14 protein-coding genes and 1 riboswitch are annotated in these 12,644 nt (G+C 66.4%); of the genes, 10 read left to right on the forward strand and 4 right to left on the reverse strand.

Going from position 1 to position 12,644, the window contains the following annotated elements:
- Nucleotides 1-4: 4 nt before the first annotated feature.
- Nucleotides 5-952, reverse strand: a complete 948-nt coding sequence (gene fabD / locus C4E04_RS12675; protein ID WP_109597862.1) for an ACP S-malonyltransferase — start codon at nt 950-952, stop codon at nt 5-7.
- Between the two features lie 60 nt (nt 953-1,012).
- A complete protein-coding gene (locus tag C4E04_RS20895; RefSeq protein WP_162559381.1) occupies nt 1,013-1,180 on the reverse strand; it encodes a hypothetical protein in 168 nt (55 codons plus the stop codon).
- 387 nt (nt 1,181-1,567) lie between these two features.
- Here C4E04_RS20895 and rpoZ point away from each other — a divergent pair, with 387 nt between their 5' ends.
- The 9 genes from rpoZ to C4E04_RS12720 all read left to right on the forward strand — a co-directional run bounded on the left by rpoZ (nt 1,568) and on the right by C4E04_RS12720 (nt 10,665).
- On the forward strand, nt 1,568-1,981 hold the full coding sequence (gene rpoZ, locus C4E04_RS12680; protein WP_109597863.1) for a DNA-directed RNA polymerase subunit omega: 414 nt from the start codon (nt 1,568-1,570) through the stop codon (nt 1,979-1,981).
- 163 nt (nt 1,982-2,144) lie between these two features.
- Nucleotides 2,145-4,325 carry a bifunctional (p)ppGpp synthetase/guanosine-3',5'-bis(diphosphate) 3'-pyrophosphohydrolase gene (locus C4E04_RS12685; protein WP_109597864.1) on the forward strand — a complete coding sequence of 727 codons (2,181 nt, stop codon included), beginning with the start codon at nt 2,145-2,147 and terminating at the stop codon, nt 4,323-4,325.
- Between the two features lie 6 nt (nt 4,326-4,331).
- A complete protein-coding gene (locus C4E04_RS12690) occupies nt 4,332-5,024 on the forward strand; it encodes a gamma-glutamyl-gamma-aminobutyrate hydrolase family protein (RefSeq protein ID WP_109597866.1) in 693 nt (230 codons plus the stop codon).
- 307 nt (nt 5,025-5,331) lie between these two features.
- Nucleotides 5,332-5,443, forward strand: a riboswitch (TPP riboswitch).
- Nucleotides 5,434-6,042, forward strand: coding sequence for a YkoF family thiamine/hydroxymethylpyrimidine-binding protein (locus C4E04_RS12695; RefSeq protein ID WP_109597867.1), 609 nt, complete (start codon nt 5,434-5,436; stop codon nt 6,040-6,042). Its footprint overlaps the riboswitch before it by 10 nt.
- A 49-nt stretch (nt 6,043-6,091) precedes the next feature.
- Nucleotides 6,092-6,676 (forward strand): ECF transporter S component, encoded by a 585-nt coding sequence (locus C4E04_RS12700; RefSeq protein WP_109597868.1) that lies wholly within the window; start codon nt 6,092-6,094, stop codon nt 6,674-6,676.
- Nucleotides 6,651-8,336 (forward strand): ABC transporter ATP-binding protein, encoded by a 1,686-nt coding sequence (locus C4E04_RS12705; protein WP_109597869.1) that lies wholly within the window; start codon nt 6,651-6,653, stop codon nt 8,334-8,336. The genes C4E04_RS12700 and C4E04_RS12705 overlap by 26 nt, the downstream gene beginning before the upstream one ends.
- A complete protein-coding gene (locus tag C4E04_RS12710) occupies nt 8,330-9,076 on the forward strand; it encodes an energy-coupling factor transporter transmembrane protein EcfT (protein ID WP_109597870.1) in 747 nt (248 codons plus the stop codon). Before C4E04_RS12705 ends, C4E04_RS12710 begins: the two co-directional genes overlap by 7 nt.
- A gap of 101 nt (nt 9,077-9,177) precedes the next feature.
- A complete protein-coding gene (pyrE, locus tag C4E04_RS12715) occupies nt 9,178-9,762 on the forward strand; it encodes an orotate phosphoribosyltransferase (protein ID WP_109597872.1) in 585 nt (194 codons plus the stop codon).
- 243 nt (nt 9,763-10,005) lie between these two features.
- Nucleotides 10,006-10,665 carry an NYN domain-containing protein gene (locus C4E04_RS12720; protein WP_109597873.1) on the forward strand — a complete coding sequence of 220 codons (660 nt, stop codon included), beginning with the start codon at nt 10,006-10,008 and terminating at the stop codon, nt 10,663-10,665.
- A gap of 31 nt (nt 10,666-10,696) precedes the next feature.
- On the opposite strand, the gene C4E04_RS12725 is transcribed toward C4E04_RS12720, so the two are convergent.
- Complete coding sequence (locus C4E04_RS12725; protein WP_109597874.1) at nt 10,697-11,485, reverse strand: crotonase/enoyl-CoA hydratase family protein; 789 nt, start codon at nt 11,483-11,485, stop codon at nt 10,697-10,699.
- Between the two features lie 94 nt (nt 11,486-11,579).
- On the opposite strand from C4E04_RS12725, the gene C4E04_RS12730 reads away from it, so the two are divergent.
- Nucleotides 11,580-12,188 carry a TetR/AcrR family transcriptional regulator gene (locus C4E04_RS12730; RefSeq protein WP_109597875.1) on the forward strand — a complete coding sequence of 203 codons (609 nt, stop codon included), beginning with the start codon at nt 11,580-11,582 and terminating at the stop codon, nt 12,186-12,188.
- On the opposite strand, the gene smpB is transcribed toward C4E04_RS12730, so the two are convergent.
- On the reverse strand, nt 12,169-12,642 hold the full coding sequence (gene smpB / locus C4E04_RS12735; RefSeq protein WP_109597876.1) for an SsrA-binding protein SmpB: 474 nt from the start codon (nt 12,640-12,642) through the stop codon (nt 12,169-12,171). The genes C4E04_RS12730 and smpB overlap by 20 nt on opposite strands.
- Nucleotides 12,643-12,644: the final 2 nt, after the last annotated feature.

Consider the following 12,644-nt stretch of genomic DNA (forward strand, 5'->3'; position numbering starts at 1 on the left):
CTCCTTATCCTTTCAGGGAAGCTGTGAAGGCCGCCACGTCCTCGGGCGTGCCGACCGCCGTGCCGGTGGCGCCCGGCGCGATGCGCTTGACAAGGCCGGTCAGGACCTTGCCGGACCCGACCTCCACGAAGGACTCGACGCCCTGATCGGCCATGAAGGCCACGCTCTCGCGCCAGCGGACCGTGCCGGTCACCTGCCGGACGAGCCCGTCGCGGATGGCATCCGGCTCCGTCACGGGAGCGGCCGTCACGTTAGCCACCAGGGGGACCGCGGGCGCGTTGACCGTCACCTTGGCCAGGGCCTCGCGCATGGCCTCCGCGGCCGGGGCCATCAGGGCGCTGTGGAAGGGGGCGGAGACGTTCAGCATCACGGCGCGCTTGGCACCCTTGCCCTGAGCGATGGCGACCGCCCGCTCCACGGCAGCCTTGTGGCCCGAGACTACCACCTGGCCGCCGCCATTGTCGTTGGCCGCATCGCAGACCTCGCCCTGGGCTGCCTCACGGGCAACCTCGAGGGCCACGTCGTATTCCAGGCCCAGAAGGGCCGCCATGGCGCCCTGCCCGACCGGAACAGCACCCTGCATGGCGTTGCCGCGGATCCGCAGGAGCCGGGCCGTATCGGCGACCGACAGGCTGCCGGCGGCCGCGAGGGCTGAATACTCGCCGAGCGAATGCCCGGCCACGAAGGCCGCCTGGGTCTTCAGGTCGAGACCGGCCTCGGCCTCGAGAACTCGCATGGCCGCCAGGCTTACGGCCATCAGGGCCGGCTGGGCGTTGGCCGTGAGGGTCAGCTCGTCCGCCGGGCCGTCCCACATGAGGGTCGAGAGCTTCTGCGAGAGCGCATCGTCCACCTCGTCGAACACGGCCCTGGCCTGCGGAAAATTCTCCGCGAGAGCCTTGCCCATCCCGACCGACTGGCTGCCCTGCCCCGGAAAGACGAATGCGCTCTTCATGGGAAACCGCCCTTAAATTCACGAAAATCCGGGCGGGACTCGCACCGTGGCGCGGCCGAGTCAAGGTGCGGAGCGGGCGCCCTCGCACTTGCCCTGTTCATAGATCCAGCGTCCGCCATCATCGAGGCAGACCGAAATTCGCCCGGATACGGTGAAGTTCGCCCAGGCCCAAACGAGTGCGGTCAGGACAAGAAAGGTCAGGGCTACGTAGGCGAGCGACCGGGTCATGGCTTGCCTTCCGAACAGAGTCACATATTTACGTAACGTAATAATCCTGTCCGGCACAGCCGTGCGGAAGCACACCCGACAAGACCAGACGTTAGTGACTCGATTTGCCATCGCCTTGTCATTCCGGGGCGCCGCAGGCGAGCCCGGAACCCATAACCGCTAACGAGCCAGAATAAAGCTCAGTGGCTATCGGGATGCCTTGTTCTGAAATATCAGTGTTTATGGGTTCCGGGCCCGCGCCACAGGCGCGTCCCGGAATGACGGAGTGGCAGGCTTGATCAGAAGTAAAACTGGGTCCCTATTGCCCGGCAGGTCCCTTGTCTTCCCGAGGGATCCGGTGTAACGGGTGCTGCTTCCGAAATTTCCGAACCTAGAAGGAGCCTCTTCATGGCTCGTGTGACCGTCGAAGATTGCATCGACAAGGTCGACAACCGGTTTGAGCTCGTGCTGCTGGCCAGCCATCGCGCCCGCCTGATTTCCTCGGGTTCGCCGCTCACAATCGACCGCGACCGCGACAAGAACCCCGTCGTGGCCCTCCGCGAGATCGCGGACGAGACCATCGCGCCCGACGACCTGAAGGAACAGCTCATCCATTCCATGCAGAAATACGTGGAAGTGGACGAGCCGGAGGCCGAGGCCGTTCCTCTCCTCGGCAACACTGCTGCGGCTGCTTCCGCCACCGCGCGCAGCGACAACGACACGGATGTCCAGTTCGACCGCATGAGCGAGGAAGACCTGCTCCGCGGCCTCGAGGGCCTCGTTCCCCCGAGCAGCAGCGCGGACGACGACGAGCGCGAATAAGCCCGCGCCTTCTCTCGCAGGACAATTCACCGAAAAGCCCGGCTTCTGGCCGGGCTTTTTCATGCGCGGCAGTGCAGCAAGAATCCTTGCGGTCATGCACCCTTCCACAATATCCTTTTAACTTCAGCCAGCTACACGGAAGCGAAAAGGAGATAGCGGCCGGATGATGCGCCAATATGAACTTGTCGAGCGGGTTAAGCGCTACAACCCCTCGACCGATGAGGCGCTCCTCAACCGCGCTTACGTGTATGCCATGATGGCTCATGGCAACCAGAAGCGGGCCTCCGGCGACCTGTTCTTCGGGCACCCCCTCGAGGTCGCGGCCATCCTGACCGATCTCAAGCTGGACGATGCCACCATCGCGGCCGCCGTCCTCCACGACACGGTGGAAGACACCCAGGCGACCCTGGAGGAGATCAACAAGGCATTTGGGCCGCAGATCGGCGCCCTGGTGGACGGGCTCACCAAGCTCAAGCGTCTGGATCTGGTCTCCAAGCAGGCGGCGCAGGGCGAGAATTTCCGCAAGCTGCTCCTTGCCATCGCGGACGACGTGCGGGTGCTCTTGGTCAAGCTCGCCGACCGTCTCCACAACATGCGCACGCTCCAGTTCATGCCCCCGGAGAAGCGCAAGCGTATCGCCGAGGAGACGCTGGATATCTACGCACCCCTTGCCGGGCGCATGGGTATCCAGGAGATGCGCGAGGAGTTGGAGGACCTGTCCTTCCAGAACCTCGACCCCGAGGCCTACGAGGCGATCAGCCGCCACCTGCGCGAGGTGACGGCCCGAAGCGAAAAACTCGTCGAGGAGATCGAGCGCGACCTCACGGCCAAGCTCAAGGCGCAGGGGATCGTCGCGACCGTCACGGGGCGCCAGAAGCGCCCCTATTCGATCTGGCGCAAGATGGAGCGCAAATCCGTCTCGTTCGAGCAATTGTCCGACATCTTCGGCTTCCGGGTGATCGTCGGCACCGTGGACGAGTGCTACCGGGCGCTCGGGGTGGCGCATACCAGCTGGCCGATGGTGCCGGGCCGTTACAAGGACTACATCTCGACCCCGAAGCAGAACGACTATCGCTCCATCCACACAACGGTCATCGGCCCCGGCAGCCAGCGCGTGGAGCTTCAGATCCGCACCAAGGCCATGGACGAAGTGGCCGAATACGGCATCGCGGCCCATGCCCTCTACAAGGAGGGCGTGAACGACAATTCCCGCCTGGCCATGGAGAGCCGCGCCTATCAATGGCTGCGCCGGACCATAGACCTGCTCGCCGAGGGCGATACCCCCGAGGAGTTTCTGGAGCACACCAAGCTCGAACTCTTCCACGACCAGGTGTTCTGCTTCACGCCGAAGGGTCGCCTCATCGCCCTGCCCCGCGGCGCCACGCCCATCGACTTCGCCTATGCGGTCCACACGGATGTCGGCAACACGGCGGTGGGCTGCAAGATCAACGGCCGGATGTCGCCCCTGCTGACCGAGCTGCAGAACGGCGACGAGGTAGAAATCGTCCGCGCCGCCGGGCAATCGCCGCCGGCCGCCTGGGAATCCCTGGTGGTCACCGGCAAGGCCCGGGCCTCGATCCGCCGCGCCACCCGCGCGGCCGTACGCCAGCAATATACGGGCCTGGGGCGGCAGATCCTGGAGCGCGCCTTCGAGCGAGCGACCCGCACCTTCTCGGACGAGAAGCTCAAGGGCGCCCTGCCCCGCCTGGCCCGATCCTCCATCGAGGACGTGCTGGCCGCGGTGGGCCGGGGCGAGATGTTCTCGGGCGATGTGGTTCGGGCCGTCTATCCCGACTACAAGGAGGAGCGCCGCGGGTCCGGAGCCGACGGCGGCGCCCAGGGCGAGCGGAAGCCGAACGGCCCCGCCAAGGAGCTCGGGGAACAGGGCACGAATGCCATCCCGGTCCGCGGCCTCAATGCCGACATGCCCGTGCGCTTCGCGCCCGAAGGCGGCGCGGTGCCGGGAGACCGGATCGTCGGCATCCTCACGCCCGGCGAGGGCGTGACCATCTACCCGATCCAGTCCCCGTCGCTCGCGGCCTTCGACAACGAACCCGACCGCTGGATCGACGTGCGCTGGGACGTGGAGCCCGACGACCCGCAGCGCTTCCCGGCGCGCATCAAGCTGCAATCGATCAACGAGCCGGGTTCGCTCGCGCAGATCACCCAGGTGATCGCCGACCATGACGGCAATATCGACAACGTGAACATGAAGCGCCGCACGCAGGACTTCACGGACATCACCATCGATCTCGCCGTGTGGGATCTCAAACACCTCAACGCCATCATCGCGGAACTGCGCACCAAGCCGGTTGTGAGCCGCGTCGACCGGGTCAACGGATAGGACATCATGACGACCAAGCCTCGTATCGCCATTATCCTCGGCGAGAACACCAGCGCGGGTGGCACCCGCTACGACATGACCAAGGGCTATTTCAACGCCGTTGCGCGGGCCGGGGGCCTGCCCTTCGGCATCCCTTACGTGGCAGACCTGGTTGCCACCGTGGCCGACGAGTTCGACGGCTTCGTCAGCGTCGGCGGACGGATCAACTTTCCGCAGAGCTGGTACGTGGACGGTGACGCTTCGCAGTTTCCCGTCTCGGACCGGCTCGCCGTCGACCAGGCCCTGATGGAAGCCTTCCTCGAACGGGACAAGCCCGTGCTCGGCATCTGCAACGGCATGCAGATGCTCGCCTGCCTCCATGGCTGCCGCATGGTCTCGGATATCCGCGCGACGCGGCCCGACATCATCCCGCACGATGGGGACGACCTCCAGCACGAGGCGCGGATCGTGTCCGGCACGGCACTCGCGGCCATCCTCGGCACCGGCCGCATCGACGTAAACACTTTCCATCGTGAGGCGGTGGTCGATATCTCGGACCGGGCCGTCGCCAGTGCCCACGCGCCGGACGGCGTGATCGAGGCCATCGAGATCCCGTCCCGCCGTTTCGCAGTCGGCCTGCAATGGCACCCGGAAGCCATGTCCGCCGACCACCGTGGCCACCGGGTCTTCGACGCCTTCGTGGAAGCCGCGCGCTCCTGATTGCGGGAGGCGCTAAGCGGCTTTCCTCCACGGACCTCGCGTGCTCTCGGGAAACGCCGCCCTGCTCTCCTCCCTCGCAGATCTCGGATACCTGCTGGAAGCGCCACCGTGCCCTCTCCCCCCTTGTGGGGGAGAGTTGGAGAGGGGGGTGTGAGCGCCACGTTCTGAGACTTCAGCGCCGACACCCCCACCCTAGCCCTCCCCACAAGGGGGAGGGAATACCGTCGCGCTTCCTCCGCCATTCCAATGCAGATCAGAAGCGCCACCGCGGGAATTGCCTTTCCTCTACGGAAGGTTTAAGCATGTCGCCATTCGACAGGGGTGCTCCGTATTGCCGGGGCTGAGATGGCGGCGCGAAGCCGACGGACCCTCAAGCTGATCTGGATAATACCAGCGGAGCGAGGCGAGCATGTTTTCCGGCGCGCAGATTTCCCTTTATCCCATGGCGGACGACTTCGTCCGCACCATCCTCGACGCCATTAAGGCGCTCGATCCCTACCGGCCGTCCTTCCGGATCGAGACGGACGACGTCTCGACCCTCATCGTCGGCCCGCCCGACCAGCTCTTCCCGGCCATGCGCGACCTCTTCGCGGCGGCCGCCAAGGGCGGCACCCATTGCGTGCTGGCCGCGACCGTGTCGCGCGGTTGTCCGGGAGAACCCGACGATCCAATCTGCACGCCCATCGCGGCGGGCGAGCCTGCCCTGCCCCTCGACCGGCGTGTCGCGGCCGCGCTCGCGGCCGTGCGCGAAGCGCCCCTCCTCGGCCAGCCGGTCGCAGCACAGTTCTCGCTCTATCCGCTCGGCAGCGGCCACCACATGGACGAGATCTACGGCTGCATCGACTTTCTCAAGCAGTCAGGCGTCTTCGACCGGTCGAAGAACTTCTGCACCAAGCTGCGCGGCGATGCCGGTCCGGTCTTCGCGACCTTGAGCGAGGCCTTTCTGCGCTTCGGCGCGCCCGAGGGCCATGTGGCCCTCGACATGAAGGTGTCGGCGAACAGCCCCACCCGCGCGTAAAGCGCTCGCCTGCCCTTTTCTCTGCCCACTCACAAACCGGGAACGTGCCATGTCTCGTCACCAAGGCTGGACTCTCAAGGAAACCCTCATCGTCACCGTCCTGGGCGCCGTCTTCGCGGTGCTTTATCTCGCCTGGGTCCAGGTCTGGCTGATCGCCCAGGCTGTCTTCGGCTCGCTCACCATGGATGTGGTGATGGGCTTCTGGTTCCTGGCGTCGATCGTCGCGGCGGCCATCATCCGCAAGCCTGGCGTCGCCTTTGCGGCGGAGGTCCTGGCCTCGGGGGTCGAGATCCTTCTCGGCAGCCCGGGTGGCCTGATCCTCCTCCTCTCGGGCGCCATCCAGGGCGCAGGAGCCGAGGCGGTGTTCGCCGCGACCCGGTGGCGGAACTACTCGCTTCCGGTCCTCATGGCGGCAGGCGTGGGCGCCGCGATCTTCTCGTTCGCCTATACATGGATCCGCTTCAATTACGGCGCCCTGGAGCCCGGCGTGCTCATCGCCATGTTCGCACTTCGCTGCGCGAGCGGCGCGCTCCTCGGCGGCTGGCTCGGCCATGTGATCGTGGAAGCTCTCTACCGGACCGGCGCGCTTTCGGGGCTCGCCATCGACCATGACAAGCGGATCGTCGCGGCCTGAGGTGCCGCCCGTCGCGCAATGGCGGGACATTGCGGTCCGCTACCCGTTCGAGAAGCGGGATGCGGTCGGGCCGGTGGCGCTCGATGTACGCCCGGGCGAGCGGCTTCTGCTGCTTGGCCCGTCCGGTTCGGGCAAGTCGACCCTGCTCCTGACCCTGACGGGGCTCATCCCGCGCAGCATCCCGGCCGAGATCCGCGGCGCGGTCGCGCTTTTCGGCATGGATGCCACGGAACGCGAGCCCTGGGCCTGGGCGAAGGACGTGGCCCAGTATTTCCAGGACGCGGACCAGACCCTGTGTGGGATGCGTGTCGAGGACGAGATCGCCTTCGCGCTCGAGAACCGCACTCTGCCGCCGGCCGTCATCGCCGCGTCCGTGCGCGCCGCCATGGAACAGGTCGGCCTGCCGGAGACCTGGCGGCAGCGCCGTTCCATGACCCTGTCGGGCGGCGAGCGCCAGCTTCTCGCCCTCGCCGCGACCCTTGTGCAGGACGCGCCGCTCTTCGTTGCCGACGAGCCGACCGCGCATCTGGCGCCGCAGGCGGCAGAACGGCTCCATGGTCTGCTGATGCGGAAGGATCAGGACCGCACGATCCTGATCGTCGACCATCGGCTCGACGGGCTGATCGGCTCCATCGACCGGGTCGCCGTGCTGGGCCGGGACGGCACCCTCGTGGCCGAGGGCGCGCCACGCCACCTGTTCCGCGAGAAGCGCAGCCTGCTGCGCTCCCTCGGAATCTGGTGCCCGACCGCGAGCGACCTCGACGAGGTACTCGCGGAGGCAGGCGTCGCGTCGCCGGTTCCGCCCCTCTCGGTGCCGGAGGCGCTCGCCCATCTCGAACCCGACGCGGCTCCCGAGGCGGACATCGCTAAGGCCCGACCTGCCGTGGAGGCATTTCTTGCTGCCTGCCGACCGGATCCTGCTCCCTCTGCGCCGGGCCGTCTCCTGGCGCGGCTCAGCAGTGCCGATTGCGCGCCCTTCGGTGGGCCGGCCGTGCTGCGCGGCATCGATCTCGACATTCACGCAGGCGAGATTCTGGGCATCCTTGGGGCCAACGGGGCGGGAAAATCCACCCTCGGTGCCAGCCTCGCGGGCCTCCTGCGGTTGAAAGGCGGCACGCGCAGCGGCGCTCCCGGCGGGCTCGCATTCCAGCGTCCCGAGACTCAGCTCGTGGCCGGCACGGTCCGGGAGGAGATTCTCTCCGGGCTGGAGCGGCGCATGCCTGAGGACGAGAAGCTCCGCCGCCTCGTGCAGGCGCTCGCCGCATGGGGCCTCTCCGGACTGGAGAATCGGCATCCCTTCACGCTCTCCCAGGGCCAGAAGCGGCGGCTCGCCCTCGCGGCCCTGACGGCCGGGGACCGATGGCCGCTTCTGGTGCTCGACGAGCCGACCGCGGGCCTCGATGCTCGGGGCGTCGCAACGCTCGCCGGCAAGATCGCGGCCCTGAAGGACGAGGGCCGCGCCCTCGCGCTCATCACCCACGACATGGATTTCGCCCTGCGCCTGTGCACCCGCTGCGTGGTGGTCGGCGAGGGACAGATCCTGGCTGAAGGTCCTCCGGACACTCTTCTGTTCGACGCTGCGCTCCTGCGGCGCGCGGGATTGGCCGAGCCGTCCTGCGCCCCGGCACGCCGCTGGCTGGAACGAGTCTCCCGATGCTGAGCGCCGTCAACCCCATCGCCAAGCTCGCCGTATGCGTCGCGTGGCTCTTCGCCGCCATGCTGGTCTTCGACGCGCGCTTCCAGGTCGCGTGCATCCTGATCCCGGCCCTCGCGCTCGTCACTCTCGGCCGCGTCTCTCCGCTTCGGCTCCTTCTCCTGGCGATCCCCTTCGCGCTGTTCGGGTTCGGCTTCCTGACCACGTCCCTGCTTTTCCACCGGGAGAGCGGCTTCGCCCTGCAGGTGGCCGGAGAGGCGCCCCTCAGGTCTCCGGCCTTCTCGGCAGGTCTGACCCTGTTCCTGCGCGCGCTCGCCTGCGGAGCGATCTCCATGGTCTTCGCCCTGACGACCGACCCGGACCGGGCCGTGCGCGCCCTCATGACGACCCTCGGCCTGCCCGCACGGATCGGCTATTCTCTGTTCGCCGTCATGCAGCTCGTGCCGGATCTGGCGGCAGAGGCGCAGCAGATGCGCCTTGCCCGCGCCATGAAGAGCGGGCGCCCGCCGCGACGCGTCCCCGGCCCTATCGAGCTCTTCAGCCTGGTCGTCCCGCTCCTCGCGGTCGCGATCCGCCGCGCCGGCCGCACCGCCATCGCCATGGAGGCACGGGGCCTTTCGCCCACAGGACCACGCACGATCATGAACGCGCCGGGCTTCGGCCCATGCGACTGGGTCTTCGGCCTTTCGGCTATGGCGGTCCTGGCGGCCCTCATGCTGGGTGTCGTCCTGCTTCCGGCCGCGTGACATCAGGGCCACGGAACAGCGCGTGCACCAGCACGATGCGGATCTCCCCTTGCGCCCTGCGAAAGCGCCTGCCAAAGAGCGGCGACGCAGGAGACGAAGCCATGACCCCCGATGACGTTCTCGACGAATTCCGCTCCGCCGGTGCGCTTCTGGAGGGACACTTCATTCTCTCGTCGGGCCTGCATAGCCCGGTCTTCCTGCAGAAGATGTTCGTGTTCCAGGACCCTGCCCGCACGGAGCGCGTCTGCCGCGCCCTCGCGCAGAAGATCCGCGAGGCCTACGGCCCTGTCGACTACGTGGTCTCGCCCGCCATCGGCGGGATCGTGCCCGGCTACGAGACGGCGCGGCACCTGGGCTGCAAGGCGATCTTCGTGGAGCGGGAGAACGGGACCTTCGCGCTGCGGCGCGGCTTCGTGATCCCGGAAGGCGCGCGGGTCGTCATGGTGGAGGACATCGTAACCACGGGCCTGTCCTCTCGCGAATGCCTCGCGGCCCTGCGCGAGCATCCGGGCCAGATCCTCGGCGCCGCCTGCCTGATCGATCGCTCCGGCGGCAAGGCTGACCTCGGCGTTCCGCTGGTTTCCCTGGTCCAGCTCGATATTCCGGCTTATCCGGCCGACAAGTTGCCGCCAGAACTTGCCGCTCTCCCGGCCGTGAAGCCCGGAAGCCGCAACATTACAGCTTAGCTTAGCATTGTTTCTCTTTGGAGAAATAAGGCGTTTTTAAAGCATTATCTTGACACCAAAAGGCCGCATGGCTTTACTATGGTGCATTAAGTTTTTACTCGTCTGATGGGTTTTTAGAACAGCCTGTTTCCAGGCACGTCGCAAATAGATCGCGCGATTGTATTTGAACCGCGAAAAGTTTGATGTCGCTTTGCTAAGCAAGTTGTTTTGATGGGCCCAGCCGGATCAAGCAAGAGATTACATATGGCAGGCCAGCAACGGATCGCGCTCTTCATCGATGGAGCCAATCTCTACGCGACCACGAAGACCCTCGGCTTCGACATCGACTACAAGCGCCTGCTCAAGGAATTCCAGAGCCGAGGCACCCTGATCCGCGCCTTTTACTATACGGCCCTGGTGGAAGATCAGGAGTATTCTTCCATCCGCCCCCTGATCGACTGGCTCGACTATAACGGCTACCGCGTCGTCACCAAGCCGACGAAGGAGTTCGTGGATTCGGCCGGCCGCCGCAAGGTCAAGGGCAACATGGATATCGAGCTCGCGATCGATGCCCTGGAGCTCGCTCCCTATATCGACCACATGGTCCTGTTCTCGGGCGACGGGGATTTCCGTTCCCTGGTCGAGGCCATGCAGCGCCGGGGCGTGCGCGTCTCCGTCGTGTCCACGGTCACCACCCAGCCGCCCATGGTGGCCGACGAGCTGCGCCGTCAGGCCGACGAGTTCCTGGACCTCGCCCAGCTCGCCTCCAAGATCGGCCGCGACCCGACCGAGCGGCCGCAGCGGGCCGTGGGAGAGAACGGGGAGCGCCCGGAGCGTCCCGCGCGCCACGCGCAGCCGCAGAGCGGCGGTCTGGAGCGCCGCTACGGCATCCGCCAGCCCCAGGACGACGATTTCGAGGTCTGAGTCAGATGCCCGCCGGGCGGGCATCCTTTTCTCAACGTCCCTGCCAGACAGGCCGGCGCCGCTCCATCCAGGCGCCGAGCCCCTCCGCGAGATCGGCCGTCGGAACCAGGGCGGCGAACTGCTCGCCTTCTGCCTGAAGGCCCTCACCGATCGTCATGTTCAGCCCTCGTGTGACGGCCGCCACGATGCTGCGCGTCGCGAGCGGCGAATGACGCATGATCCGCTCCGCCAGGGACTTCACGGCCGGCCGGAGCGCGTCATGGGGCACGACCTGATTCACGAGCCCTAGCTCCAGCGCGCGCTCAGCCGAAAAGGCATCGCCCGTCAGGAGAAGTTCGAGCGCCCGCTTGCGGCCGGCAAGACGCGGGAGGCGCTGCGTCCCGCCGAAGGTCGGCGGCATTCCGAGTATGATCTCGGGCTTGGCGAAGACCGCCCGCTCGCTCGCGACGGCGAGGTGAACCGCTTCCGTGATCTCGCAGCCGCCCCCGTAAGCCGGCCCGTTGACGGCCGCGATGACAGGCTTCGGAAAAGCCTCCAGGCGGGCCGTCAGGGCCTGCCCACGTCGCACGAAATCCCGCATAGCCCGGGCCGCGCCCCTGCTGACGCTGCGGGAGAATTCGGGAATGTCCCCTCCGGCCGAGAAGGCCCGGCCGGAACCCGTGAGGACGACCACGCGGATCGCATGCTCCACCTCGATCTCGTCGAGCAGTTCGAGGAGGCAGTCGATGGTCTCGTAGTTCAGGGCATTGAGCTTTGCGGGCCGGTTCAGGGTCAGCCAGGCGATGCCGTCCTCGATGTTCATCAGCACAGTGTCCGACATGGTCTACTCTCCACAGACGTGATTGCGTCCGGAAAAGCTATGACGGAGAGACCGCTCATGTATACTCACTGGTCAGTATACATGAGGTGCCGCGATGGCGACGAACCAGACCCGCGAACGCATCGTCTCGGCGGCATCGCGGCTGTTCTACGATGAGGGAATCAGGGCCGTGAGCATGGACGCGGTCGCCGAAAAGGCGGGCGTCACCAAGCGGACCCTCTATTACCATTTCGACAGCAAGGACGATCTGGTGGCCGCCTATCTGTCGGCCCGGGACCAGCCGAACCTCGCGCTGTTCCGACGCTGGTTCGCCGAAGCCGACGGAGGGCTTCCCGAAAAGGTAAAGAGCATCTTCGCCCATCTCGCCCGCTCGGCCCGCCATCCGAAATGGAAGGGCTGCGGGTTCTTGAGAACCTCGGCGGAACTCGCGAACCTGCCCGGGCATCCGGCCATGAAGATCGGCGCCGCGCACAAGAAGAAGTTCGAGGATTGGCTGGCCGAAACCTTCGCGGCGAACGGCATCGACAATCCACATTCTCTCGCGCGGCAGATCGCCCTTTTGCTCGACGGCTCATTCGCGGCCGTCCTGCTGCATCGGGATCCGAGCTATATGGATCATGCGGGCGCGGCTGCGGCCACCCTGGTGGCTGGGGCCGCGAAGAAAGACCGGGCTGAGGCAAACCTCAGCCCTTCTCGCGCATGAGGCGAGCCTTTTCCCGGTTCCAGGTGCGCGTCTTCTCGGTCTCGCGTTTGTCGTGCAACTTCTTGCCTCGCCCGAGGCCGAGCTCGACCTTCGCCCGCCCACGGTCGTTGAAATAGACCTTGAGGGGGATGACCGTGAAGCCCTCGCGCTGGGTGGCGCCGATCAGCTTGTTGATCTGCCGCTTGTGCAGGAGCAGCCGCCGGGGCCGGCGGGTCTCGTGGTTGAAGCGGTTCGCCTGGAGATATTCAGGGATATAGGCGTTGAACAGGAAGAACTCCTCACCGGAGGGGCCCGCATAGGCCTCTCCGATGGTCGCCTTGCCCTGGCGCAGGGATTTGACCTCCGTGCCGGTCAGGGCGATGCCGGCCTCGTAGGTATCGACGATCTCGTAGTTGAACCGCGCCTTCCGGTTATCGGCAACGATGCGGTGGGCATTTTTCGGATCGCTTTTCATCG

The organism is Microvirga sp. 17 mud 1-3, assembly GCF_003151255.1.
In the GTDB taxonomy this organism is placed as follows: Bacteria; Pseudomonadota; Alphaproteobacteria; order Rhizobiales; family Beijerinckiaceae; genus Microvirga.

What these genes read in the sequence shown, in the direction of transcription:
- fabD (WP_109597862.1), bottom strand. Translation starts at nt 952, where the DNA reads ATGAAGAGCGCATTCGTCTTTCCGGGGCAGGGCAGCCAGTCGGTCGGG.
- C4E04_RS20895 (WP_162559381.1), bottom strand. Translation starts at nt 1,180, where the DNA reads ATGACCCGGTCGCTCGCCTACGTAGCCCTGACCTTTCTTGTCCTGACC.
- rpoZ (WP_109597863.1), top strand. Translation starts at nt 1,568, where the DNA reads ATGGCTCGTGTGACCGTCGAAGATTGCATCGACAAGGTCGACAACCGG.
- C4E04_RS12685 (WP_109597864.1), top strand. Translation starts at nt 2,145, where the DNA reads ATGATGCGCCAATATGAACTTGTCGAGCGGGTTAAGCGCTACAACCCC.
- C4E04_RS12690 (WP_109597866.1), top strand. Translation starts at nt 4,332, where the DNA reads ATGACGACCAAGCCTCGTATCGCCATTATCCTCGGCGAGAACACCAGC.
- C4E04_RS12695 (WP_109597867.1), top strand. Translation starts at nt 5,434, where the DNA reads ATGTTTTCCGGCGCGCAGATTTCCCTTTATCCCATGGCGGACGACTTC.
- C4E04_RS12700 (WP_109597868.1), top strand. Translation starts at nt 6,092, where the DNA reads ATGTCTCGTCACCAAGGCTGGACTCTCAAGGAAACCCTCATCGTCACC.
- C4E04_RS12705 (WP_109597869.1), top strand. Translation starts at nt 6,651, where the DNA reads ATGACAAGCGGATCGTCGCGGCCTGAGGTGCCGCCCGTCGCGCAATGG.
- C4E04_RS12710 (WP_109597870.1), top strand. Translation starts at nt 8,330, where the DNA reads ATGCTGAGCGCCGTCAACCCCATCGCCAAGCTCGCCGTATGCGTCGCG.
- pyrE (WP_109597872.1), top strand. Translation starts at nt 9,178, where the DNA reads ATGACCCCCGATGACGTTCTCGACGAATTCCGCTCCGCCGGTGCGCTT.
- C4E04_RS12720 (WP_109597873.1), top strand. Translation starts at nt 10,006, where the DNA reads ATGGCAGGCCAGCAACGGATCGCGCTCTTCATCGATGGAGCCAATCTC.
- C4E04_RS12725 (WP_109597874.1), bottom strand. Translation starts at nt 11,485, where the DNA reads ATGTCGGACACTGTGCTGATGAACATCGAGGACGGCATCGCCTGGCTG.
- C4E04_RS12730 (WP_109597875.1), top strand. Translation starts at nt 11,580, where the DNA reads ATGGCGACGAACCAGACCCGCGAACGCATCGTCTCGGCGGCATCGCGG.
- smpB (WP_109597876.1), bottom strand. Translation starts at nt 12,642, where the DNA reads ATGAAAAGCGATCCGAAAAATGCCCACCGCATCGTTGCCGATAACCGG.